General features: G+C 60.1%; 28 protein-coding genes, 1 tRNA gene and 1 pseudogene. 15 read left to right on the top strand and 15 right to left on the bottom strand.

The window, feature by feature from the left end; all coding sequences use genetic code 11:
• The first annotated feature begins 127 nt into the window (after positions 1–127).
• Complete coding sequence (locus tag MF410_RS18015) at positions 128–418, top strand: DUF982 domain-containing protein (RefSeq protein ID WP_097624528.1); 291 nt, start codon at positions 128–130, stop codon at positions 416–418.
• A gap of 166 nt (positions 419–584) precedes the next feature.
• Here MF410_RS18015 and MF410_RS18010 read toward each other — a convergent pair whose 3' ends face one another.
• The 6 genes from MF410_RS18010 to MF410_RS17985 form a co-directional block, all read right to left on the bottom strand.
• Positions 585–1775, bottom strand: coding sequence for a glycosyltransferase family 1 protein (locus tag MF410_RS18010; protein ID WP_239619925.1), 1191 nt, complete (start codon positions 1773–1775; stop codon positions 585–587).
• Positions 1772–2632: a class I SAM-dependent methyltransferase gene (locus MF410_RS18005; protein WP_097624530.1), complete on the bottom strand. Its 861-nt coding sequence runs from the start codon at positions 2630–2632 to the stop codon at positions 1772–1774. Before MF410_RS18005 ends, MF410_RS18010 begins: the two co-directional genes overlap by 4 nt.
• On the bottom strand, positions 2629–3753 hold the full coding sequence (locus MF410_RS18000) for a DegT/DnrJ/EryC1/StrS family aminotransferase (RefSeq protein ID WP_097624531.1): 1125 nt from the start codon (positions 3751–3753) through the stop codon (positions 2629–2631). Before MF410_RS18000 ends, MF410_RS18005 begins: the two co-directional genes overlap by 4 nt.
• A gap of 36 nt (positions 3754–3789) precedes the next feature.
• Positions 3790–4173, bottom strand: a complete 384-nt coding sequence (locus MF410_RS17995; protein WP_012559608.1) for a cupin domain-containing protein — start codon at positions 4171–4173, stop codon at positions 3790–3792.
• Positions 4174–4193: 20 nt separating this feature from the next.
• Positions 4194–5405, bottom strand: a complete 1212-nt coding sequence (locus MF410_RS17990; protein WP_239619924.1) for a class I SAM-dependent methyltransferase — start codon at positions 5403–5405, stop codon at positions 4194–4196.
• Positions 5406–6312: 907 nt separating this feature from the next.
• Positions 6313–6399: transfer RNA gene (locus MF410_RS17985), tRNA-Leu, on the bottom strand.
• A gap of 168 nt (positions 6400–6567) precedes the next feature.
• Between MF410_RS17985 and MF410_RS17980 the strand changes: the two genes are divergently transcribed.
• Positions 6568–6984: a BA14K family protein gene (locus tag MF410_RS17980; protein ID WP_097624533.1), complete on the top strand. Its 417-nt coding sequence runs from the start codon at positions 6568–6570 to the stop codon at positions 6982–6984.
• Positions 6985–6995: 11 nt separating this feature from the next.
• On the opposite strand, the gene MF410_RS17975 is transcribed toward MF410_RS17980, so the two are convergent.
• Complete coding sequence (locus MF410_RS17975) at positions 6996–7289, bottom strand: SelT/SelW/SelH family protein (protein WP_097624534.1); 294 nt, start codon at positions 7287–7289, stop codon at positions 6996–6998.
• A 124-nt stretch (positions 7290–7413) separates the two neighbouring features.
• Between MF410_RS17975 and MF410_RS17970 the strand changes: the two genes are divergently transcribed.
• From MF410_RS17970 to MF410_RS17960, 3 genes are all read left to right on the top strand, one after another.
• Positions 7414–8151, top strand: coding sequence for a type 1 glutamine amidotransferase (locus MF410_RS17970; protein ID WP_097624535.1), 738 nt, complete (start codon positions 7414–7416; stop codon positions 8149–8151).
• Between the two features lie 11 nt (positions 8152–8162).
• Entirely contained in the window at positions 8163–8720 is a 558-nt protein-coding gene (locus MF410_RS17965; protein ID WP_131710693.1) for a sugar O-acetyltransferase, read from the top strand.
• Positions 8721–8794: 74 nt separating this feature from the next.
• Positions 8795–9247: a GFA family protein gene (locus tag MF410_RS17960; protein ID WP_097624537.1), complete on the top strand. Its 453-nt coding sequence runs from the start codon at positions 8795–8797 to the stop codon at positions 9245–9247.
• Positions 9248–9249: 2 nt separating this feature from the next.
• Here MF410_RS17960 and MF410_RS17955 read toward each other — a convergent pair whose 3' ends face one another.
• From MF410_RS17955 to tenA, 4 genes are all read right to left on the bottom strand, one after another.
• Complete coding sequence (locus MF410_RS17955) at positions 9250–9549, bottom strand: CcdB family protein (RefSeq protein WP_097624538.1); 300 nt, start codon at positions 9547–9549, stop codon at positions 9250–9252.
• The gene (locus MF410_RS17950; protein ID WP_097624539.1) at positions 9549–9779 is read right to left on the bottom strand and encodes a type II toxin-antitoxin system CcdA family antitoxin; all 231 of its coding nucleotides are present in this window, start codon (positions 9777–9779) and stop codon (positions 9549–9551) included. Before MF410_RS17950 ends, MF410_RS17955 begins: the two co-directional genes overlap by 1 nt.
• Positions 9780–9831: 52 nt before the next feature.
• A complete protein-coding gene (gene lepA / locus MF410_RS17945) occupies positions 9832–11664 on the bottom strand; it encodes a translation elongation factor 4 (protein WP_097624540.1) in 1833 nt (610 codons plus the stop codon).
• A gap of 77 nt (positions 11665–11741) precedes the next feature.
• Positions 11742–12440: a thiaminase II gene (gene tenA / locus MF410_RS17940; protein WP_097624541.1), complete on the bottom strand. Its 699-nt coding sequence runs from the start codon at positions 12438–12440 to the stop codon at positions 11742–11744.
• Positions 12441–12574: 134 nt separating this feature from the next.
• Here tenA and MF410_RS17935 point away from each other — a divergent pair.
• Both MF410_RS17935 and MF410_RS17930 read left to right on the top strand, forming a co-directional pair.
• Positions 12575–13143 (top strand): annotated as a pseudogene (locus MF410_RS17935) (XRE family transcriptional regulator).
• A 23-nt stretch (positions 13144–13166) separates the two neighbouring features.
• A complete protein-coding gene (locus MF410_RS17930) occupies positions 13167–13685 on the top strand; it encodes a GNAT family N-acetyltransferase (protein ID WP_097624543.1) in 519 nt (172 codons plus the stop codon).
• Between the two features lie 28 nt (positions 13686–13713).
• Here MF410_RS17930 and MF410_RS17925 read toward each other — a convergent pair whose 3' ends face one another.
• On the bottom strand, positions 13714–14325 hold the full coding sequence (locus tag MF410_RS17925; RefSeq protein WP_097624544.1) for an HAD-IA family hydrolase: 612 nt from the start codon (positions 14323–14325) through the stop codon (positions 13714–13716).
• A gap of 133 nt (positions 14326–14458) precedes the next feature.
• Here MF410_RS17925 and MF410_RS17920 point away from each other — a divergent pair, with 133 nt between their 5' ends.
• The 3 genes from MF410_RS17920 (at position 14459) to MF410_RS17910 (ending at position 17029) form a co-directional block, all read left to right on the top strand.
• Positions 14459–15484 (top strand): histone deacetylase family protein, encoded by a 1026-nt coding sequence (locus MF410_RS17920; protein WP_097624545.1) that lies wholly within the window; start codon positions 14459–14461, stop codon positions 15482–15484.
• A 9-nt stretch (positions 15485–15493) separates the two neighbouring features.
• Positions 15494–16045, top strand: a complete 552-nt coding sequence (recX, locus tag MF410_RS17915; protein ID WP_097624546.1) for a recombination regulator RecX — start codon at positions 15494–15496, stop codon at positions 16043–16045.
• A 90-nt stretch (positions 16046–16135) separates the two neighbouring features.
• Positions 16136–17029, top strand: a complete 894-nt coding sequence (locus MF410_RS17910; RefSeq protein WP_131710692.1) for an EamA family transporter — start codon at positions 16136–16138, stop codon at positions 17027–17029.
• A 4-nt stretch (positions 17030–17033) separates the two neighbouring features.
• Here MF410_RS17910 and MF410_RS17905 read toward each other — a convergent pair whose 3' ends face one another.
• Positions 17034–17501, bottom strand: a complete 468-nt coding sequence (locus MF410_RS17905) for a truncated hemoglobin (RefSeq protein WP_097624835.1) — start codon at positions 17499–17501, stop codon at positions 17034–17036.
• A gap of 169 nt (positions 17502–17670) precedes the next feature.
• On the opposite strand from MF410_RS17905, the gene mbfA reads away from it, so the two are divergent.
• On the top strand, positions 17671–18654 hold the full coding sequence (gene mbfA, locus MF410_RS17900) for an iron exporter MbfA (RefSeq protein WP_097624548.1): 984 nt from the start codon (positions 17671–17673) through the stop codon (positions 18652–18654).
• Between the two features lie 523 nt (positions 18655–19177).
• Here the strand turns inward: mbfA and MF410_RS17895 are convergent.
• Positions 19178–19777 carry a transglutaminase-like cysteine peptidase gene (locus tag MF410_RS17895; RefSeq protein WP_003589165.1) on the bottom strand — a complete coding sequence of 200 codons (600 nt, stop codon included), beginning with the start codon at positions 19775–19777 and terminating at the stop codon, positions 19178–19180.
• A 164-nt stretch (positions 19778–19941) separates the two neighbouring features.
• Positions 19942–20796 carry an alpha/beta hydrolase gene (locus MF410_RS17890; RefSeq protein WP_097624549.1) on the bottom strand — a complete coding sequence of 285 codons (855 nt, stop codon included), beginning with the start codon at positions 20794–20796 and terminating at the stop codon, positions 19942–19944.
• 178 nt (positions 20797–20974) lie between these two features.
• On the opposite strand from MF410_RS17890, the gene infC reads away from it, so the two are divergent.
• From infC to pheS, 4 genes are all read left to right on the top strand, one after another.
• On the top strand, positions 20975–21511 hold the full coding sequence (infC, locus tag MF410_RS17885; protein ID WP_012559640.1) for a translation initiation factor IF-3: 537 nt from the start codon (positions 20975–20977) through the stop codon (positions 21509–21511).
• A gap of 313 nt (positions 21512–21824) precedes the next feature.
• On the top strand, positions 21825–22028 hold the full coding sequence (gene rpmI, locus MF410_RS17880) for a 50S ribosomal protein L35 (protein WP_003570998.1): 204 nt from the start codon (positions 21825–21827) through the stop codon (positions 22026–22028).
• A 38-nt stretch (positions 22029–22066) separates the two neighbouring features.
• On the top strand, positions 22067–22471 hold the full coding sequence (gene rplT / locus MF410_RS17875; protein ID WP_003589162.1) for a 50S ribosomal protein L20: 405 nt from the start codon (positions 22067–22069) through the stop codon (positions 22469–22471).
• 144 nt (positions 22472–22615) lie between these two features.
• A complete protein-coding gene (gene pheS, locus MF410_RS17870; protein WP_097624550.1) occupies positions 22616–23698 on the top strand; it encodes a phenylalanine--tRNA ligase subunit alpha in 1083 nt (360 codons plus the stop codon).
• The last annotated feature ends 6 nt before the right edge of the window (positions 23699–23704 follow it).

Here is a 23704-nt window from a genome sequence, read left to right as displayed (position 1 = left end):
TGTGCGAGGCTTGCGGGGGTGTCGACCAGGTACCGCGCGCGCTCGGCAGGCCGTTGAAACGCTTCCTGCCGTCCCGGCACGCTTCTTGCATTGTTACTAATATTCTAACTCTTGGGGAGAAAGTGCCATGCAATGGAACACATCGGCGGATTTTGCGCCTCTCGTTCTCTTTCTCGGCGACCGGCACAAACGCAAGATCGTCCGGACGCTCCGAGACGCCGCTGAAGTTCTGATGACCGACTGGCCGTTTGAGGATGGAGAGGAATATGTTGCGGCGGTGAAGGTTTGCGCCGATGCCGTCATGGGGCAGGCTGGGATGGACGAACTCAGGGAACTGCTTCTGAGCGCCGCCAGAGAAGCCGGCATGGGAGTGCTGACCGTCATTCCCGACAGCAGGAAGACCCATATGGCCGCGTGAAGGTCGTTAACCCTGCCCGATCGACGGCCAGGCATCTGGATCAAGCTGGAGTGGACTGCCTTCCGTTTCGGGCGATCTCAGGCTGGCAGTTCCGAAATCAGGGCAATTAAGGAGGCTGCGCACTATTTCAGTTTAATGCCAGCAGCGACGTACCGGTTCGAATTCGTCAAGTATGGAGAAAATCTCTTGCACATAGTCCGTCGCGGTCCATTTGCGCGCACGAATATGACCCTTTTCGATCATCTGTTGCCGCAGTTCGGGGCTTGCCTGCAATTGTCGAACCGCAGCGGCGATTGAGTTCCGGCGCCAATGCGTCGACGTATAAGGCCGCATTCTCCAATTGTTCGCGGGCACCGTCATAGTCTGATGCAATCACCGGGCAGCCAAGGGCAAAGGCTTCCAGAGGCGGCAAATTATCCGGTCCGAACAGGCTTGGATAAGTAAGCGCGAACGCTCCCTGATAAAGCGCAGTCAGGTCTTCACGAGCGACAAAACCGAGGAACAGCACCTGCTGCTCTACACCAAGGGTGCGCGCCAGCGAGCGCAAGTGGTCCAGATTACCGTGATCGGAGCCGACCAGCGCGAGCTGGAACGGCTCGGTCTCTCCGTCATTGATCAACCGTAATGCGTGCAACAAATTGGCGTGGTTCTTGTGGGCCCAAAACTGTGCTGGATAGTATAGATACCGGCTGGTAATTCCCAGCGCCCGGAGCCGGGATGCGGTGTCGGCCGCAGGTGGATTGAAGCAGAAACTCGGCGTCGGCAAGGGAAGGACACGGATGCGCTTTGCGGGAACGCGGTAGAAGTTTTCGATTTCGCGCCGGCCCTCTTCGGTGCCTGTGATCACATAGGCAGCACGTCTGACATAACGGCTGAAGAATTCTTCGCGGATATCCCACAGGCTGCTCAGGCTGACTTCGGGAAACCAGGGCTGCAGCCTGTGCTGGAGGTCGAACACGGTGGTAATGTAGGGCACGTCGAAAGCCTCATGCTCATAGTGCCCGATCGACCAGGTGAACTCGATTTCATTGCGAACCAATACCGCGGCGGCCCGACTGATTTTTGGCCCCTTTTCGATCGCTCTCTCGCCTTTTCCCAATAAGCGCCGGACGAAAAGCTTGACGCGGCGGCGTGGCGTCAGCGGCGGCTCGGGAGCATCCATAGGGGAAATATGGACATTGTCGGGCCGGCCTGGAAGAGCAGAAAAATCCTCTTGCTTGTGGTGCTCACAAATCACGTGGAATTCGTGATGCGACTTTGCAGCCAGTTCCAGAAAGGACCTGAATATATCCTGCTGATAGGTAAACACGCCGCCAGAGTGCGGGGAAGGGTCATTGAAGAAAAAACCGATCTTCAAACTGCGCTCCGTTGTTGGCCCTGGTCAGTAGCCGTAGGCCCGCCCGACATTTTCCGCACGACGTAGGTCATGTTCCAGTCGCCGCTGGAGACGGCCTTTTCCGGCTGCAAAAATGGGCACCGCAGAAGAACCTCAAAGCCGAGCGCCTTCAGCAAATCGACCATTTCCTGCGGAAAATAAAACCGCACGCGATGGTTCTCACTGAAATGCTTCACCACCCCGTCGGCATACTCGACCTTGAATTCAAAATTGACGACGGCTTGTTGTGCGACCGTATCCAAGGTGGTACGAGAAACGCGCTCAACCTTGCGTTTGTCGTCCGCTTCCTGCCTTACCTTGTGGGGAGAATATTGCGGCAGCACTGCCGTGCCGTTCCACACATCGAAAATGAAAATGCCGCCGGGCGCCATTTTCTTTGCGATATTCTTCAAGGTCAGCTCAAAATCGGCAAAGTCGGTGAGGTAGCCAAGTGCCGCGAACATGGCCAGGACGACGTCGAAAGTACCCTGGATTGCGTCGGCCGTCTGAAACGAGCACTCATGAAATCGCACATCCAGCCCACGTTCGGCCGCGCTGTTGCGCGCCACCGCCACCATTCCCGATGAGATGTCGCTGCCTTCGACAACATAACCCTTGGCCGCCAGTTCCATGGCGTGGCGCCCGGTCCCACAGGCGAGATCCAGAACCCGAATCGGTACATGGTTTTGACGCGGCGCATGCTGCTCTATCAGAGCCGCGACAAAACCAGCCTCGCCGGCATAGTCCTTATCGCGGTATATGAGGTCATAGATCGCGGAATATTCACCGAACGGAATCGGTTCCTGCTCTTTGCCTGTCACGGGCGCATCAGCACTCATTGGTCCAAGACTTCGATCAGGCTCTGACAGACATAATCAATGTCATCATCAGAGATTGCCGGGCCACTCGGCAAGTAAAAGCCGCGCAGGCCAAGGTCGTTCGCAACCGGGCATTCATCGGCGCTGGTCCAACCGCGTTTGATAAAAATTTCCTGCATGTTGTAAGGCAGGAAATTCTCGCGGCTCTCGACGCCTTTTTGCGCCAGCGCATGCATCACCTCTGCGCGCCGACCGGCGTTGCGTCCGCTGACGAGCACCATGTACATCCAGTGAACGTTTCGGGCATACGGCTTTTCCATCGGCAACTGCAGGTCGTCGCGCCCACCAAGGCGTTGTCCATACGCGTTCGCGATGGTCCGTTTGGCGTCGATGATCTGTTCGATCTTGCCGAACTGGGCATGCCCGATCGCCGCCTGCAGATTTGTCATCCGGAAGTTATATCCGATGTCCTTGTGCATGAACTTGTTCTTGTCGCCGAACGCCAATCCCTTGAGATTGCGTGCGCGATCGGCCCACTCGCCGTTATTCAGTGTCAGCATTCCGCCTTCACCGGTCGTGATCACCTTATTGGCGTAGAAACTGAAGCAGCCGATGTCGCCGATGCCGCCGACCTTGCGGCCTTTATACAGAGCGCCATGAGCCTCGGCACAGTCCTCGATGACATAGAGATTGTGCTCGCGAGCGACTTCCATCACAGGATCCATGTCGACCGGGTGACCAAACAGGTGCACCACCAGGATCGCCTTGGTTTTGGATGTGATCTTTGCTCGCAACAGCGTTGGATCGAGATTCAAAGTATCGGCTTCGGAGTCGATCGGCACAGGATGTGCGCCCTGGTACAGCACGGCGAAAAACGTTGCCATATTGGTCAGCGAGGCCACCAGCACCTCGTCGCCGGGACCGATGGACAGGGTCGCCAGCGCCAAGTGAAGTGCCGTGGTTCCGCTGGAAACCGCCACGCCATGGGCACAATCGCAATAGGCCGCGAATTCCTGCTCGAACATTGGCAGGTAGTCGCCAAAGAAACCCGAGATAGCGCCTTTGGCCAAGGCATTGTTGACGTGATGGGTCTCTTCCGCCCCCAACAATGGCTGCGAGACGGGCACGCGACGTGTGGACACGGGCAAATCCTGACGTAGAGGGTTTATCGACATGGGTTAAGCACCGGCTGCCAAAGGAACGTCGAGACGGAACGTGTCGCTTTCGTATTCCTTGCCGCCACGCGGTCCACTGGTAAAGACCAGCAACTCCGCCTCATCCAAGCCGACGAGGGCGTGACGCACATGCGGCTTCGTAACGGTGAAATCGCCGGGATTCATCACCGTCTCGACCACTGGCTCGCCGGGTACCTGACTGACCAGCTTGATGCTGCCCGAGATCAGATAATTCCACTGGGTGGTTTCCTTGTGGTAGTGGTTGCCGCGCACGGCGCCTTTGGAAAAGGTGATGCGGGTAATCGCGTTGATGTTCTCGTTTTCGAGAAGATCGGTGATTTCGCCACGAGCATCCTTGAATGCGGGGACCAGCGAGATTTTCGCCATTGCGTGCTCCTTAAGAGTAATCAGTCGACGATTTTGGGGAAGGGGATCGGGATAATGAATTTGCCTCCCCGGCGCCGAAATTCATGCAGGTTCCCGATGATTTCGTCGGCGAAATTCCAAGCCAGGAGCAGAGCATAGTCAGGCTGATGTTTGAGCAGTTCTTCGTCAGAGACCACCGGAATGTGCGCCCCTGGGGTATAGCGACCAATCTTCAGCTTTGATTTCTCGGTGACGAAATCAAGTATGTCGGCGTCAAGCCCGCAGTAATTGAGCAAGGTCATGCCCTTGGCGGGAGCGCTGACGGCTGCGATCCGTTTGCCTTCATGTTTCAGCGAATGAAGCATCCAGGTCAGTTCGTCCTTGTTGCGCCGCACGGCCGCGGCAAACTCGGCAAGTTTGTCATGGCTGTATATGCCCATGTCCACCTCTGCCTGCGCCATCCGTTCTGCGTCCGGCGAGGCAGGCCACATGCCGATCCTGCCGACATGCACACGGAAAGAGCCGCCATGGATATCGCGCTCCTCGATATGAAATATCTCCAGGCCGTGTTTACGGAAAAAGGCCAGCAACGGTTTGACCGACAGGTATGAGAGATGCTCGTGATAGATAGTGTCGTATTCATTGTGCTTGAGCAGATTGACGAAATACGGCGCTTCGAAAATGAACACACCGCGTTCGCTGAGCAATTCCTTGACACTCGATATGAAGCTGTCGAGATCATCCACATGGGCAAATACGTTGGTCGCCGTCACCACTGATGCATGGCCTTTATCAGCAACGATGGTGCGAGCGGTATCTTCATTGAAAAAATCACAGATCGTGTCGATGCCATTGGCCTGCGCGATCATGACGATGTTTGCCGCAGGATCGACTCCCTGCACCCGCAAGCCCTGGCTTTGGAAAGCTCCCAGCAGCACACCCACATTGCTGCCGATATCCACCGCCAAGTCCTTCGGCCCCAATTGCAGGCGCGCAACCACACTGGCGGCGAATTCGGACCAGTGCGCCTGGCCGGTGCGGGTGGTGGAGGATTCGTAGGGATAGTCGTTCCGGTATAAAACTTCTGGAGATACGACATGACTCAACTGAGCCAAACCACAATCGTCACACATCATCACCTGCAAGGGATAATGAACGTCCGGCTCGCGCGATTGATCCTTGCGCCGGAATTGGTCGGCCGGAGGTGTAAAACCCAAGTCGAGAAATTTATGCAACTTGGTGCTGCCACACATACGACAATTCATGGGTGATATCCCTTTATTTCCTGTAGTCCGAAACCCAACCGGCGATGCACTTATTTGACAGCAGACCGCCGAATTCAATTGATCAAGGGTTTGCGAAATCGGTGTACTGAATATTGAACGGACGACGGCAATGCAACGAAGTTTTTCCGATCCGAACGGCGTTCCCGCACTGATCTCGCCCAAAAGTCGATCATCTCAGCGACATTCTTCCTCGACGCATCGTCGGCATGAGGCTTGCCTGATGGTTTCGGAGAATCGGACTCAAGGCCGCTTACGCAACAGGACGGTTGCAACGAGGTTGCCGACGTCAGCTTTCAGCTGAGGGCTGCACCTGAGCTGTTGGAAAACAAGGCGCGAAATCTATCCTGCGAAATTCGCCCAGTTCGCCGCCGATCCGAACAAAGCGGCCGATCGTTCCGGACAGGGCAAAAACCGCACTTCGGAATCCCGAAATTCTGCCGCTTCGGGATCCCGAAATGCGCCGGGTTTTGCGAGGTGTCGCCGTCGGGAAACGTCGAATGATTTCAAGCCCGCAACCAATTTCGGGATTACGAAGCGCTATATTGATTATGATAGGGAGTTCCGGCGATCGCCGCCAGTACTTGTCCCGAGAGGACGGTTAGGTCTCGAGATCAAGCTGGAGCGGAGTGCGGGTTGCTTCGGCGACTTTACGCTTCCGATTTTTTGCCGCACGGCGTGGCGGCTTTATGATCCCCGGCAGTCGATGGCGGCCCGCTATCGGCGACCGAGAATACGCGTCAATGTGGATTTTGAAAGTCCTTGAAATTGAGCAGACAAGCCTTGAGCGCTTTGCCGCGGGTCTTTTCCACAGGCACAAAATGCGTAAATTTTGGAAAGGCTTAACTTCTTGATCCGGTAGTGATCAAGAATGGAATGGTGCCCAGAAGAGGACTCGAACCTCCACACCCTTTCGGGTACCAGCACCTGAAGCTGGCGCGTCTACCAATTCCGCCATCTGGGCGACGGAGAGCGATGTAAGGGGGCGGCTCCTGACTGTCAACCGGGTTTTTGAAGTTTTTCTGACAGTTGGCGAAAAACAATTGATCACATGCGAGGGAGTGGCCGGAGGGCAGGCATAGCGCTTCTCTTGGTACGCCCTATATAGAGAAAATATCGAAAGGAATGCCTCATGCCCGTTGCCCGCACGCTTCTGTTCGCCGGTCTTCTTGCTGTTTTCGCGCCAGCCGTGGCCGGCGCTGATTCGCTGAAGCTGGGCAAGCCGGGGGTCGGGCCGCTCAACACCGGATCGACGCTGTGCGATTTTCGCGGCTGTTTCGGTTTCGGGCCGCAGCAATGGCATCGCCCCGCTTATATCCAGCCGAATTACCGGCCGCGTGGCGCGACGGGGCCGACCTATTATCAGCCGGGTGCTGCCGGGCGGCCGCAGCTGACCTATGACCCGCCGCCGGTGCGCCGGGTGCAGCCGAACGCTCCGAACAAGCATATCGCCTGGTGCACCAATGAATACCGCTCCTACAATCCGAGGACGGATCATTTTCTCACCTATGAAGGCGTCTACAGGGTCTGCCGCTCGCCCTATCGCTGAGGCTGCTGCGGTCAGCTTTCCAGCGAGGCGCGGTCGACATGGCCGAGATCGCGGCCGGGCTCGATAATGTCGCGGACCCGCTGCTTCAGCTCCTTCGGCCCGGGAAAGCCGTTGTCGCGCTTGCGCTCCCAGATCAAATCGCCATTGACGCGGATCTCGAAATTGCCGCCGGTGCCGGGGATCAGCGCCACCTCGCCAAGGCTGTCGGAAAAGGTGTGCAGCAGCTCCTGCGCCATCCAGGCGGCGCGCAGCAGCCAGTTGCACTGGGTGCAGTAGAGGATCGAGACGCGGGCTTTTTCGGTCATGGTGTTTCCTTTCATTCGCGTGGATTTAAGCCCTTGCGGCGTGCTCACGCAATGGCGCGCAAGCATCTTGCGCGTCGTTCGCCGGCATGGTCTCTTCCGTCGTCGGTCACACCGGGGAGAGCCCATGCGAGTCGCAGTCGTCGAAAATATGCGCAATACCGGTCTTGGCGCGCTTGCCACGGCACTCGACGAGGCGGGAGCTCATATCGAGTGGTTCCGCGTGTGGCAGGACGGCATCCTGCCGCGGGATATAGTCGGCCATGACGCGCTGGTCGTTCTCGGCGGCGAGCAGAGCGCGCTGGATGATGAGACGCATCCTTACCTGCCGGAGCTCGTGCGGCTTTCGCGTGCCTTCGGTGATGCCGGCAAGGCCGTGCTCGGCATCTGCCTCGGCAGCCAGATCCTCGCCCGCGCCTATGGCGCCGACAATCATCTCGGCACCGCCCGCGAATTCGGCTGGCACAAGATCGGCGTCACCGCCGAGGGCCGGGTCGATCCGCTACTGTCGGCGCTTGGCAGCGAATTCACCATCTTCGAATGGCATGCCGACACGTTTTCCCTTCCCGAAAGTGCGGTGCGTCTGGCGACGAGCCTGGTCGCCGATAACCAGGCCTTCCGCATCGGTCGCGCCGTCTACGGCACCCAGTTCCATTTCGAGGCCGGCCGAGCAGTCGTTGAGCAATGGAAGGCGGAATTCCCCGATACGATCGAGCGCATCGCTCCCGGCTGGCTAGAGAACCATGCCGAACTGGCGGCAAGACATGGCGGTGCCGCCGATGCCGCGGGCCTTGCCATCGCGCGTGCCTGGGTCAGCCTGATCGAACCGGCAGAGATCGGAATATTGTCCGAGGCCTCGGTTTGAGAGGCGACTCGATGCCGGCGAGCGAATATGAAAAGATGGCGGCGGGTGAGTGGTATTGCTGCCTCGACGACGAACTCGATGGCCTACGCCAGCAGGCGCGCCGTGCCGTTCACGCCCATAACACGCTGCCGCCGGATAAGCGCGGGGCTGTCGCCCCGGCGCTCAGAGCGCTATTCGCTGGGGCGGCGCCCGATATCTTCATCGAAGCGCCGTTTCACTGCTCCTACGGCATCAATATTACCCTTGGCAAGCGCGTCTATTTCAATGCCGGCTGTACTATCCTCGATTCCGGCCGCGTGGCGGTCGGCGACCGCACGATGTTCGGCCCCGGCGTGCAGATCTATTGCGCCGAACATCACAAGGATGCCGCCTTTCGCAGCGCCGGTATCGAGATCGCCCGGCCGGTTGCGATCGGCAGCGATGTCTGGATCGGCGGTGGCGCCATCATCCTCGGGGGAGTGATGATCGGCGATCGTGCGATCGTCGGCGCTGGCGCCGTTGTGACCAAAGACGTGCCGACGGGCGCAACCGTGGTCGGCAATCCGGCGCGTCGGATAAACGCCGTCTGAAACTCGGGCTGCCGCGTCTCCCTCGACAATGGCGCCGGCTCCGCTAGATCAGGTGGCGAAAGGGGAGAACTATCATGACAGCACAGAACCTACCCATGGAAGGCGGCTGCCGCTGCGGCCGGGTGCGGTTGAAGATCAGCGCGCCGCCGCTGCTGACCATGGCTTGCCATTGCACGGGCTGCCAGAGGATGACAGCAAGCGCCTATTCGCTGAGTGCCGCCATCCCCAGCGAAGGTTTCGAAGTGGCGAAGGGCGAGCCTGTCATAGGTGGCTTGCACGGCACGACGAAACATTATTTCTGCCCGCATTGCATGAGCTGGATGTTCACCCGCCCGGAAGGCATGGACTGGTTCGTCAACCTGCGCGTGACCATGCTCGATGACCCCAGCTGGTTCACCCCCTTCATCGAGACATGGACGAGCGAGAAACTGGCCTTTGCCGAGACCGGCGCGGTGCACAGCTACACGGCACTGCCGGAGATGGCGGCCTATGAGGGGTTGGTCAAGGAGTATATGGCGCGAGGTTGATCTCAGAAGCCTTGGAAGAGGAAGTCCAGGGCGCTGATGATACGATCGCTGTCGGCCGTGAGATCGGCGGCTGCGACGCCTATCTCTTTAACGGAAATCGCACCGATAAATTGGGTCGCCATAACGTATGGCACGCCGTTGATCACGAATTGCGGGTTGAGCTGACGCATGATTTTGGGAAGAGCTTCCAGCGGAAGCATTGGCGCCATGATCCGCGTCGTGAGGTCGCCATGCAGGTCTGACTGCAGATCAAGCGCAAGCGCATTCGTATGGATCAAATTGTAGACATGAAACCGAGCCATCAGAACTGTCGATATTTATGAAACGGCAGGCCGTGCTTTTCGACATAGGCATTGGAGGCGGCAATTGCCTCCGCGTTCTCGATACGCCATAGCCGTTCGCGTTCCGCCTTTATGGCCTTCGCGATCCCATCTTCCGCCGCCCGGGATATGTTGATCTTCAGCTCACGCGCCTGCGATACGAGTCCCTCATCGAGAGAGAGGTTTGCCGCTTTCCTTGCCTGCTGTGCCATAACGATCTCCTTATGCGCAGATCATATGCGCATAAGGTGCCATTGAGAAGCGTTATTCGTCGCCCATCTTCAGCGCTGCGATGAAGGCTTCCTGCGGAATCTCCACCTTGCCGAACTGGCGCATGCGCTTCTTGCCGGCCTTCTGCTTGTCGAGCAGCTTGCGCTTGCGGGTAGCGTCGCCGCCGTAACATTTCGCCGTCACGTCCTTGCGCAGCGCCGAGATCGTCTCGCGGGCAATGACGTTGCCGCCGATCGCCGCCTGGATCGGGATCTTGAACATGTGCTTCGGGATCAGCTCCTTGAGCTTCTCGCACATGTCGCGGCCGCGCTTTTCGGCGGCGGTGCGGTGCACCATCATTGACAGCGCGTCGACCGGCTCGCCATTGACGAGGATCGACATCTTCACGAGGTTGCCCTCGCGGTGATCGGTCAGCGTATAGTCGAAGGAGGCATAGCCCTTGGAGATCGACTTCAACCGGTCATAGAAATCGAACACGACTTCGTTGAGCGGCAGGTCGTAGGTCAGCATCGCGCGTGTGCCGACATAGGTGAGCTCGATCTGGATGCCGCGACGATCCTGGCAAAGTTTCAGAATGCCGCCGAGATAATCGTCCGGGGTCAGGATCGTCGCGCGGATCCACGGTTCGTGGATTTCCGAGATCTTCACGACGTCGGGCATGTCGGCCGGATTGTGCAGCTCGCGCTCGGAGCCGTCGGTCATGAACATCTTGTAGACCACCGACGGGGCGGTGGCGATCAGGTCGAGGTCGAACTCGCGCTCCAGCCGTTCCTGGATGATCTCGAGATGCAGCAGGCCGAGGAAGCCGCAGCGGAAGCCGAAACCGAGAGCGGCCGAGGATTCCATCTCGAAGGAGAAGGAGGCGTCGTTGAGGCGAAGCTTGCCCATGGCGGCGCGCAGATCCTCGAAATCGGCGGCATCGACCGGGAACAGGCCGCAGAACACCACCGGCTGCGCCGGCTTGAAGCCCGGCAGCGCCTGTGCGGTCGGCCGCTTGTCCTCGGTGATCGTGTCGCCGACGCGGGTATCGGCCACTTCCTTGATCGAAGCGGTGATGAAGCCGATCTCGCCGGGGCCGAGGCTGTCGACGGTGACCATCTTCGGCGTCAGCACGCCGACGCGCTCCACCTGATATTTCGCATCCGTGCCCATCATGCGAATGGTCTGACCCTTGGTCAGCACGCCGTCGATGATGCGCACGAGAACCATGACGCCGAGATAGGTGTCGTACCAGCTGTCGACGAGCAGCGCCTTCAGCGGCGCCTTGTCGCCGCCCGGGCTCTTCGGCGCCGGCAGCTTGTGGACGATCGCCTCAAGAACATCGGGAATGCCGAGGCCGGTTTTCGCCGAAATCAGCACGGCCTCCGAAGCGTCGATGCCGATCACTTCCTCGATCTGTTCCTTGATACGGTCGGGTTCGGCGGCCGGCAGGTCGATCTTGTTGAGGACGGTGACGATCTCGTGGTTGTTGTCGATCGCCTGATAGACATTGGCGAGCGTCTGCGCTTCCACGCCCTGGCTGGCGTCGACGACGAGCAGCGAGCCCTCGCAGGCCGACAGCGAACGCGAGACTTCATAGGCGAAGTCGACGTGACCGGGCGTGTCGATCAGGTTGAGAATGTATTTCTCGCCATTGTCTGCCTGGTAATGCAGGCGCACGGTCTGGGCCTTGATGGTGATGCCGCGCTCGCGCTCGATATCCATATTGTCGAGCACCTGCTCGGACATTTCGCGCTCGGCAAGGCCGCCCGTCGTCTGGATCAGGCGGTCGGCCAGCGTCGATTTGCCGTGGTCGATGTGGGCCACGATCGAAAAGTTGCGGATATGGGATAGCGGAGTGGTCGAATTGGTGCTCATGCGCGCCATATAGCAGCGCCGCCCCCTGCCGCAAAGCGGTAATTATCCCGCTGTTTACGCTATTTTGCGGGCCGGTCGGCGGCGTGTCAGACCGGCCAGGTCTCCAGCCGCCAGGCCGAATCCCAGAACATCCATTCATATTGCGAGGCGCGAACGAAGACATCCATCATTTCGGCGCGCTCCACCGGCGATGCAGCGCGGGCGGCGATATCGGTCAGCGCGATCACTTCGCGGGCGCCGGCGGCAAATTGCGGATCGCCATAGGTGTTGATCCAGGCCTGGAATGCATTGCCCTCGATCGCCGGCCGGCTCTTGATCGCCTCGCCGACATGCCAGTAGATCCAGAAGCAGGGAAGGATGGCGGAAAGTGCGACTGCATAAGAGCTGTGATAGGCCGTGGCGAGCAGGAAATTCGTATAGGCGAAACAGGCAGGCGACGGTTCGGCCGTTGTCACGTCTTCAGAAGTGATGCCGAACTGGGTGAGGAAGCCGGCATGCAGGCCCTGCTCGACGGTGATCGCCTTCTGCGCCGAACCGAGAAAACGCAGCACCTGCGCATTGTCGGGCGCCTTGGCCGCGACGATCGCCAGGCAGCGTGCATAGTGCTTGAGGTAAAGCGCATCCTGGAGAATGTAGTGCCGGAAAACCTCAGGCGGCAGCGTGCCGTCCGAAAGACGCGTGATAAGCGGCAGCACCTCGATCTCGGCCATGACGGGCGCGATCCTGTCCCAGGCGGCGGCCGTGAAGCTTCCCGTCAGTACCATGCTCTGCGTGCTGGCGTCCATCACTATCTCCAATCTCAATTGCGCTGCCATATATCTGCGAGGCTGTGGCGAAAGCAAGGTTGGTTTGCCCCCTGCGAGGCTTGATTCCATCATCAGATCATTTATTTCTCTTATAGTAGAATCAGGGATCGGATATGGAAGAGCAACTGGAACAGGCAATCGGCATCCGTATCCGCAAGCTGCGGCTGGACAAAGGATTGACCCTTGACGATCTCGCCACGGCTTCCGGCGTCAGCCGGGCGATGATTTCGCGCATCGAGCGGGCGGAGGCGAGCCCCACCGCCTCGCTGCTGGCGAGGATTTGCGCCGCTCTCGGCCTGTCATTGTCTGCCTTCTTCGCGGAGGAGGGGGAGCAGGCCTCGCCGCTTGCCCGCCGGCAGGAGCAGCAGATCTGGCGCGATCCGGAGACCGGTTATCTCAGGCGGTCGGTCTCGGCACCCGGCACCGCCTCCGACGTCGATATCGTCGAAGTCGAATTCCCCGCTGGCGCCCGCGTCAGCTTTCCCCGCATGCGGCCTCCCATGGCATGACCCAGCATATCTGGCTGTTCGACGGCGAGTTGGAGATGACGGCGGGCGAGGTGGCCTACCGGCTGCGCCCAGGCGATTGCCTCTTCATGCCGGTCGGCGAAGGCCATGTCTTCCACAATCCCGTCAACACGCCGGCACGCTATTGCGTCGTGCTCGATCGCGGCGGCCGCTAACAGCTTCAGTTCAGGAGAAGACCATGCCCGATATCTGCATCCTTTCCGCCGAGGAGGCGCGCGCCGCCATTCCGGGGCTTGCGCAAGTGCTTGCAGATTGCGTCGCCGGCGGCGCCTCCGTCGGCTTCATGCAGCCCTATGGGCCAGACGATGCCGAACCCTATTGGCGCGATGTCGCCGATGCCGTCGCCACCGGCGGCAATCTGTTGCTGGTCGCCAAACTGGAAGGCCGGATCGTCGGCACGGTGCAGGTGGGGGCCGCGCAGATGCCGAATCAGCCGCACCGCGGCGATCTGAAGAAGCTGCTGGTGCATCGCTCCGCCCGCGGGCGCGGCCTCGCCCGGTTGCTGATGGAGGCCGCCGAACGCGAGGCGGCACGGCGGGGCAAGACCCTGCTGGTGCTCGACACGGCGACTGGCAGCGATGCCGAGGCGATCTATCCGCGCCTGGGCTGGCAGCGGGTCGGCGTCATCCCGGATTATGCGCTGTGGCCGGAAGGCGGCTTCTGCGACACCACGCTGTTCTACAAGCGGCTCGCCTGAATGCGCCGGCCGGCTCATCTCAGATGGCTCATTCCGGATGGCTGAAGGCGGAAAGCGTCTCGTGGAGCCTGGCCCCAGCTGTCCATTGCGCCGCGTTCCAGCCGAACTGCCGTGCCGCTTCGATATTTTCCTCAATATCGTCGATGAAGCCGATCTCGCCGGGCTGGACGCCGGCACGCCCGGTCGCCAGCCTGAAAAAATCCGGTGACGGTTTGCGGTGTCCGAGTGCTGCGGAATAGAGGATGTCATCGAAATGAGCGTTAAGACCCAACTGCTGCATCAGGTGGCGCGCCCGTCTGTGCTCCTGATTTGTCGCCAGAAAAAGCGTGACGCCGCTTTGCCGGAGAGCAGCGAGGTCCTCCAGGAGAGTGAGATCAAGTCGGGAATCGTTCTCGAACCAGTAATCGATCATCGTCGCGGCGCTGAGATGCGGCGCGATCTTTTCCAGTACTTTGGCGAGGCTGGGCTCCAACGGCTCACGGCCAACGATGATGTCGGCCCAGCACGTCTGGAAGAATTCCCGCTGCAGCAGGTCGAGGCGAAGCCCGAGATCGCGCTCAAGATAGGTGAAGAGCGGCAGGCCGTCAGCCGGCCGGCCATGAATGAGCACACCGTCGACATCGACCATCAGCACTTTCATGCGGAGAATTTCCTCGTTCTCAAAACAGCGAAGGTGGCGCTATTGCTCTGGATGATCAAGAGCTCGCTTCGCCGCTTTTTTGTCGCGGCAACCCCGTGTAAATCTCGATCGTCAATCAACGGCAGGATCTGAAATGCGCGTCATTTATTCCGAAGACCACAAGCTGCGCGATGCCAAAACCGAACTCTATGCCGGCCAGCTGGTGACGCCGTTCGAGGCGCCGTTCCGGGCCGAATGGATCCTGGCGGCGGTCAAGGAGGCGGGTTTTGCCGATGTCGTGGCGCCCGAGGCGCAAGGGTTGGAAACGGCCAAAAAGGTGCATGATCCCGCCTATCTCGATTTTCTCGCCACGGTCTGGGACCGCTGGGTGGCAGCTGGTTTCACCGGCGAGGCGATTGCCAATTCCTTTCCGGTGCGCCGCACCAGCCAGCGAGTGCCTGACAATATCGTCGGCGCGATCGGCCATTACGCCAATGCCGCCGACACCTCGATCACCAAGGGTTCCTACGAGGCGGCGATCGCCTCGATGCGCTGCGCGGTGACGGGCGCCGACTGGCTGGGTGAGGGCAATCGTTTCGCCTTCGCGCTTTGCCGCCCGCCCGGCCATCATGCCGGCATCGATCTTTTCGGCGGTTATTGCTTCATCAACAATGCGGCTGTGGCGGCGCGGCGGCTGCTCGATCGCGGCGCGAAAAAGGTCGCCGTGCTCGATGTCGATTTCCACCATGGCAACGGCACGCAGGATATCTTCTATCATAGAGGCGATGTCTTCACCGCCTCGCTGCACGGCGATCCGATGCAGGCCTTTCCCTATTTCCTCGGCCATGCCGACGAGGAGGGCGAGGGGGCGGGCACCGGCGCCAACCGCAACTATCCGATGCCGCCGGGCACGCCCTGGAATGTCTGGTCTTCGGCGCTTGCCGACGCGCTCGCCCGCATCAGGGCCTTTGGCGCCGAGGCGATCGTCGTCGCGCTCGGGGTCGATACTTTCGAGCGCGACCCGATCTCCTTCTTCAGCCTGACCTCCGACGATTTCACCCGCATGGGTGCGCTGATCGCTTCAGCCGGCCTGCCGGTGCTCGTCTGCATGGAGGGCGGCTACGGCGTGCCGGAAATCGGCCTCAACGTCGCCAATGTTCTCAAGGGTCTTGAAGCCTGATCGCTTGATATGAACGACGAGACTGGTCCATCCGATATCCCGACACCGCGCATGCTGAGCTGGGCGCGCAACTCCGCCATCTATCGCCTTGAGCGGCGGATGATGACGGAAAAGCAGCTCTTCGACGCCATCACCCGCAAGGCCAAGGAGAAGTTCGAGGATATCAGTGCCGCACAGCTCAAGGCGGTTGCCGATTTCGCCGTCAAATTTGCCTATGACAACAAGGTGCTCGACGATAGCGCCTATGCCGAGATCAGCACGCGCTCGGCCGTTCGCGGCGGCAAATCGAAACGCGCGATTGCCCAGAAGCTGACAGCCAAGGGCGTCTCCGGCGACAGGGTCGAGGCGGCACTTGCGGACGCGGACGATCTTTATGCCGCAGCGATATTCGCTCGCAAGCGCGCCTTCGGCCCCTTCCGCCGGGTCGAGCTCGACGACAAGCGAAAGGCGAAGGAGCTCTCCGCTTTTGCCCGCAATGGCTTCAGCTTCGAGATAGGCAAGAAGGTCTTCGATATGAGCTTCGAAGATGCCGAAGAGGTCATCCTCTCCGGCCGCCTTTGATGCATCAGGTCTTTTGCTGCCTGCATCAGAAGTTTGAATTTGCCGGTTTCAAGTCGCCTCCGTATGAACAGCGCTGAAGCGGAGATGCACATGGAAGACAGAACGAGTGACGGTTCCGGCGTGCTGGCAATGAAAGCGCCCGCAGCATCCGGCGGCCTGGCAGCTGGCGCGCTGATGTGCCTGATGTCTATGTCCTCGATCCAGTTCGGCGCGGCACTTTCCTCCTCCGCCATCGCCGCCTATGGACCTGCCGGCGCCAGCTGGCTGCGCCTTGCCTTTGCCGCTCTCATTCTAGCCGTCGCCGTGCGTCCGCGCATATTCAGCTATACGAGAGAGCAATGGACAAGTGCTCTGGTTCTCGGCACGACGACGGCGCTGATGACGATGAGTTTTTTCGCGGCGATCGAGCGCATACCGCTCGGTCTTGCCGTAGCGATCGATTTTCTCGGCCCGCTTTCGGTCGCGACCATCGGCTATGGCCTCAGCCGGCGCCTCGTCTGGCCGTTCATTGCCGCGCTCGGCGTTCTGGCTCTTGCCCATGATGGTGAAGGCTGGGTTGGGAATATCCAGGGCATTCTCTTTGCCTGCGGCGCGGGAACGGGTTGGGCGATCTACATCGTGCTCACCAAGAAGATCGGCGCAAGCTTCAAGGGGCTGGAAGGGCTTTCCATGTCGCTGATGGTCGCCGCTGTCGTCGCCACGCCCTTCGGCTTCGCAGGCGCCGTGCCGGCGCTCGATAGCTATGGCCTGATCGAAATGGCGGGCCTTGCCGTTCTCGTGCCGCTGCTGCCCTACACGCTGGAGCTGATTGCCCTGCGGCGCATGCCGACAACTTCGTTCGGCATCCTCATGAGCCTCGAGCCGGCCATTGCGGCTCTTGCGGGCTTCGCCATTCTGACACAGCCCATGACCCTTCTGCAGATGGCGGGAACGGCGCTGGTCGTCGCAGCAAGCGCCGGCGCCACCTTCTCCGCAAAGCAGTAAGGGATCAGCCCATCTTTCTGGCGGGATCGTCGAGGGCGGGATTGTAGAACAGCGAGAGCGTCAGGCTTTTGGCGATCCGCTCGGCCGTCGCCATGAACCAGGCCTTTGCCTCCGGTGTTGGCGCGATATCGTCGAGGGTTGCGGCAAACAGCGACAGCCATTTCGGAAAGAGATCTGGCGTCAGGTTCTGGACGCCGGTATGCGCCTGTACCGGCTTGCCGCCATAGGCGCCGCTGCGGAAAGCGACCGCCGACCAGAAGCTTTTCATCTTCTCCATATGCGCCGGCCAGCGGCCGGAGAGCCGGGCGTCGAACACCGGGCCGAGATCGGGATGAGCAAGCACGCGGGCGTAAAAAGTCTCGACCAGCCTGCCGATGAAGGCCTCGTTGACACCCATTTCCAGCATCTCGGCCTCCGCCCTTTCGCGGATCGCCGCGACATGGGCAGGGCGCCCTTGAATCTCATTGTCCATCATAAACCCCGGCGCCGCGTGATGCGGCAGCACTCATATAGGTGTTTACGACAGCGAGCCAAAGGCGTTCGTGCCCGCTTGCGGCAATCTGTCAGCCGGCCTTCGCACGCTCTTGACCCTCATCCCCTCCTTCTTTAGATTTAGAATAATTCTAAATTTGGAGAAAGTCATGTTGGCGCGGTTTTTCAGATCCTCGAAACGATCGTTCGAATCGCTGTCCGAGCAGGAGATTCTCGCTCTCGCGATCGCCTCCGAGGAAGACGATGCCCGCATCTATCTCGCCTATGCCGACAGGCTACGCGGCGAATTTCCGGCCTCGGCCAAAGTCTTCGAAGATATGGCCGAGGTCGAGGACACGCATCGCAAGTCGCTGTTCGAAATCCATCGCCAGCGTTTCGGCGAGCGCATTCCGCTGATCCGGCGCGAGCATGTAGAGGGCTTCTACGAGCGCAAGCCAGACTGGCTCAGGGCAAATCTTACCCTGGAGGCGATGCGCCGCGAAACCGAGGCGATGGAAGAGCAGGCTTATCGTTTCTACGTCGAGGCGGCAAAACGCACCTCGGATGCCTCGACGCGCGAGCTTCTCGGCGATCTCGCTCTTGCCGAGCAGGGGCACGAGGACATCGCCCGCATGCTGGGCGACAAACACACGCCTGAAGATGTCAAGCATGACGAGGACGCGACGGTGCATCGGCAATTCGTGCTGACCTATGTGCAGCCGGGCCTTGCCGGGCTGATGGACGGCTCGGTCTCGACGCTGGCGCCGATTTTCGCCGCCGCCTTCGCCACGCAGGATACCTGGCAGACCTTCCTCGTCGGCCTTTCAGCTTCCGTTGGCGCCGGCATTTCGATGGGCTTCACCGAAGCCGCACATGACGACGGCAAGATCTCCGGCAGAGGCTCGCCGGTCAAGCGCGGCCTTGCCTGCGGCATCATGACGGCGCTCGGCGGTCTCGGCCACGCACTGCCCTATCTGATCCCGCATTTCTGGACGGCGACAATCACCGCTGCCGTCGTTGTCTTCTTCGAACTCTGGGCCATCGCCTTCATCCAGAACCGCTACATGGAAACGCCATTCCTGCGCGCCGCCTTCCAGGTGGTCCTCGGTGGCGGCCTGGTGCTCGGCGCGGGGATCCTGATTGGGAATGGGTGAGCTGCGGTCGGGCGCAGCCCGAGCAATCGATCCGTGAATCGATTGCAGCAGCGAACGCCCGGAGCCATTCGGAGGGCCGGGAGACGGTGCGGCAAACGCAACCCATTTACAGTGCCGCAAACCCCACGACGATTTTATATCACCGCCGCAGGCACAACAATCGGCCCTTATCGTGAGGCGCCCCGCGCCGGGCTGGAGAGAGGGCCCGCCAGCATCCTTGCCCTTCGCTTGCGCTCCGTGCATTCGCGGCTTTGCCGCTCCCCCTCATCTGCCTGCCGGCATCTTCTCCCCGCTGGGGAGAAGGGACTCGCGGCACCGTCTCGATCCTCTTGAGACCTTTGATGCAGGAATGATGCCCGTCAGGGCAGATGAGGGGTGAGGAGCGCAAGCGACGAACGCCTTGAGCGTAGCGAAAGGCAGGTAGCGGCAAACACCACAGTTCTCCGGCATAGAAAAAGACACCGTCCACCCAAAAAGCAAAAGGCCGGCTTTCGCCGGCCTTTTCCCACGCCCCCCAAAACTCTTAACGCAGTGCGCCGACCAGAACGTCGCGGCCGTTCTCGATGGTGACCCAGCGGCCGGAATTGTAGCTCGACTGGCGCTTGACGAAGGAATAGGGCGTCCCAAACCACGGCTTAACGTCGGAAGCGAGGTTGTCGAGCACGAAGTCGCCCTCGGCGGTGCGCAGCGTCAGCACGGCATGGCCTTCACCGTCGGGCTTGCGCACGACGGTCATCAGCAGATCGGCGGCCGAAAAGCCGCGCTGGATCAGCATGCGGCGCTTCAGCAGCGCGAAATCCTCGCAGTCGCCGGCAGTGGTCGGATAGGCCCAGACTTCATCCTTGCCGTATATTTCCTTGTCGGTCATCGGTGTGATCGTGCGGTTGACCGTGGCGTTGACCGAACGCACCAGCGACCACTTTGCCGGGGTCATCTCGACCGGGCCGGAATTGCGGTTTGCCCCGCATTCGCTGCGGTGAATCTGACAGAAATCATAGTGTCCGATCGGCTGGGATGTGGCATTGCCCGTGACCATTGAAGCATTTCTGCTGGGGGCCGGTATGGCGGCCGTCGCCATCGCAAACATGGCCATCATGGCCACAAAAATACCCTTCATCCGCACGCCCGCTCTTCCTCGCATCGCCCCTTATTTATTAACAAAGTGTTAATGGAGAGGGCCAAGAAGAGTCAATCGTTACTTCTTGGGAGCACCTTGCAACTCGCCGACATGGTTAAAATGCAACGGGTTGGGCACTTGCGTCGGGGGAGTTTCTTGGCCGGTGCCGTCTAAACGGGCATCTGCCTGCTCGTCGATGAACGGATGATGCCTTTCACGGCGCTGAGCAGAAGCGCGATATCGCTGGGGCGGGAAAGGCGGTGGTCGCCGTCGCGGATGAAGGTCAGCACCACGTCGTCGGCGGGAAGATGTTCGACGAGCTTCATCGCATGCGCATGCGGCACGTCGGCGTCTTTCATACCCTGGAGGATATGCACCGGGCAGCCCGTTTCGATGATGCCGTCGAGCACCCGGTTTTGGCGGCCGTCCTCGATCAGCGCCCTGGTATAGATGTTCGGCTCGGGACTATATTGCGACCGTTCTTCGAAATAGCCGCGCTCGGCAAGCGATTTGCGCTCCTTGGCCTTGAGGTTCGGCTCGATCAGCTCAGAGGTGAAATCGGGTGCGGGCGCAATCAGCACCATCCCCTCGAGTTTTGGGCCTTCGAGTTTTGGACCTTCGAACTTCGGGCCGCCCTGCCGCGCAAGCTCCTGCGCCAGGCGGAGCGCGATCCAGCCGCCCATCGAGGAGCCGACGAGGATTACCCGTTCCGGGGCGACATGACGGATGACGGCCAGCGCCTCCTCAAGCCAGCGTGAGATCGTGCCGTCGCTGAAGCTGCCGCCGGAAAGTCCGTGGCCGGAATAGTCGAGGCGGATGCACGCAAGCCCGAGTTCGGCCGCCAGCCCGTCGAGTTCCACCGCCTTGGTGCCGCTCATGTCGGAACGGTAGCCGGACAGCCAGACGAGCGCCGGGGCGCTGTTGCCGGCCCGCGCCCGGCGCACCAGCATGGCGATCTCACGCGCCGCCTCGCCCTCGCCGACCGTCAGGAACTGCGGCTGGGCATTGGGCATCTGATCGAACATCGGCGAAACTCCTGTTATTTTGGTCTATAAAACAGATTCTTGGCAGGCTGACAGCGGGTGATTTTTCCGCTAAAGGATGATATTGACTCCGTTGCAGCGATGACGCGACACGTTTGTGCACCCCGATATGGGAGCGCGAGGCTGCAACGTTCCGAAACAACGCGAGGAGAATACGACCATTCGCAGACCTTTTAAAACCGACGCGCCCGTGAAGGACGGACCGCGCTCGAACCGTGAAATCCGCATTCCCAAAGTTCAGCTGATCGGGGCTGACGGCGAGAATATGGGCGTCGTGCCTACCGACCAGGCCTTGAGAATGGCTGAGGAAGCCGGCCTCGATCTCGTCGAAATTTCCCCCAATGTCGAACCGCCTGTGTGCAAGATCCTCGATCTGGGCAAGCTGAAATATGCCAACCAGAAGAAGGCTGCCGAGGCGCGCAAGAAACAGAAGATCGTCGAAGTCAAAGAAATCAAGATGCGCCCCAATATCGACACCCATGATTATGAGGTGAAGATGAAGGCGATGGGTCGCTTCTTCGACGAAGGCGACAAGGTCAAGGTAACGCTGAAGTTCCGCGGCCGCGAAATGGCCCACCAGGAGCTTGGCATGAAGCTGCTGCAGCAGGTCAAGGCCGATACGACCGAGTTCGCCAAGGTCGAAGCCGAGCCCAAGCTCGAAGGCCGCCAGATGATGATGGTGCTGGCGCCGAAGTAAGCGCCAGGCACTTTTTCGCCCCAAGGCCGTCCGCAAGGGCGGCTTTTGTGCTTTCTAACACTGGTGCTTACGAGCGTGCGAAGATTCCTCCGCAGCCCCGTTGCACTTTCAGGACGCTGCGGTTATAAGCGCGCGTCCGAACTGACCGGCAGGGCATGCCGTGGCAGTTTCGAATGCTTGCGGAACGGTTCGTCGCCGAAGCCGCAGATCAACAACAAACGCTCCCGCACCTTGTTGCGACGGCCGGAGAACCGGACTTCGCGAGAAGGGCTTTTTTGATGAAGCGCGCAGGGAGGACAGAAGGAGTAGCAAAATGCCCAAGATGAAGACGAAGTCCTCTGCCAAGAAGCGGTTCAAGATCACCGCAACCGGCAAGGTCAAGGCTGCCGCTGCCGGCAAACGCCATGGCATGATCAAGCGTACCAACAAGTTCATTCGCGATGCACGTGGCACCATGGTTCTCGCAGAACCGGATGGCCGCAAGGTTATCAAGAATTACCTGCCGAACGGTCTCTGAAACTCGTCCGCGAACGCTAGATTTAAGGAGATCATGATATGGCACGTGTAAAAAGAGGCGTCACCGCCCACGCCAAGCATAAGAAGGTTCTGAAGGCCGCCAAGGGCTTTTACGGCCGCCGCAAGAACACCATCCGCACCGCCAAGGCTGCTGTCGATCGTTCGAAGCAGTACGCTTACCGCGACCGCAAGGTCAACAAGCGCAACTTCCGTGCGCTCTGGATCCAGCGCATCAACGCCGCTGTCCGCGAATTCGGCCTGACCTATGGCCGCTTCATCGACGGCCTGAACAAGGCCGGCATCGAAGTCGACCGCAAGGTTCTCTCCGACATGGCGATCCACGAGCCGGAAGCATTCGGCGCGCTCGTCAATGCTGCCAAGAAGGCTCTTGAGTACCTCAAGGAAGCCGGTACGGCCAACGAGTTTGAAGGCGCGGTCAAGTAACCAGCGCTTCCCAAGCTTTGAATTTATGATTTTGGGAAACCCGCGCTGGTTTGGGCTAGCGCGGGTTTTTCTTTCTTTATATCCCTGCGCCGGCCTCTCCAGCCTGCCGTTCGAACGCCGCCTGATCTGGACGGAAAGAAGACAATGTCAGATATCGACCAGCTTAAATCCTCTTTGCTTGCCGAAATTGCTGCTGCGGGTGACGAGGCGGCCCTGGAAGCCGTGCGCGTATCCGCGCTCGGCAAGAAGGGCTCCGTTTCCGAACTGTTGAAGACGCTCGGCGCCATGACGCCGGAAGAGCGCCAGACCCGGGGTGCTGCGATCAACGCCCTGAAGAACGAAGTGACGGACGCCATTGCCGAACGTAAGTCCGTGCTGAAAATGGCGGCGGTCAATGCGCGGCTGAAGGCCGAAACGGTCGATGTCAGCCTGCCGGTGCGCTCTTCGCCGGCCGAGCGCGGCCGCATCCATCCGATCAGCCAGATCGTCGATGAGATCACCGCGATCTTCGCCGACATGGGCTTCTCGATCGCCGAAGGTCCCGATATCGAGACGGATTATTACAATTTCACCGCGCTGAATTTCCCCGAAGGCCATCCGGCCCGCGAGATGCACGACACGTTCTTCTTCCATCCGGACGAGAATGGCGAGCGCAAGGTGCTGCGCACCCATACCTCGCCTGTGCAGGTGCGCACCATGGAAGCGCAGAAGCCGCCGATCCGCATCATCATTCCCGGCAAGACCTATCGCCAGGACAGCGACGCTACGCATTCGCCGATGTTCCACCAGGTCGAAGGCCTGGTCATCGACAAGAAAGCCAATGTTGCCAACATCCGCTGGGTGCTCGAGGAATTCTGCAAGACCTTCTTCGAGGTCGACAGCGTGACGATGCGTTTCCGCCCGTCGTTTTTCCCTTTCACCGAGCCCTCTTTCGAGGTCGATATCCAGTGCGATCGCTCCGGCCCGATCGTCAAGTTCGGCGAAGGCACCGACTGGATGGAGATCCTCGGCTGCGGCATGGTCCATCCGAACGTGCTGCGTTATGGCGGGCTCGATCCGGACGAATATCAGGGTTTTGCCTGGGGCATGGGCCTCGACCGCATCGCCATGCTGAAATACGGCATGCCCGACCTGCGCGATTTCTTCAACGCCGACGTCCGCTGGATGACGCATTACGGCTTCCGCCCGCTCGACATGCCGACGCTGTTCGGCGGCCTCAGCGCTTGAACGGAG

This window comes from Rhizobium sp. C104, from assembly GCF_022354505.1.
GTDB lineage: Bacteria > Pseudomonadota > Alphaproteobacteria > Rhizobiales > Rhizobiaceae > Rhizobium > Rhizobium redzepovicii.
Note: the sequence above shows the minus strand (reverse complement) of the source record. Positions and strands in the feature narration are given on the sequence as shown.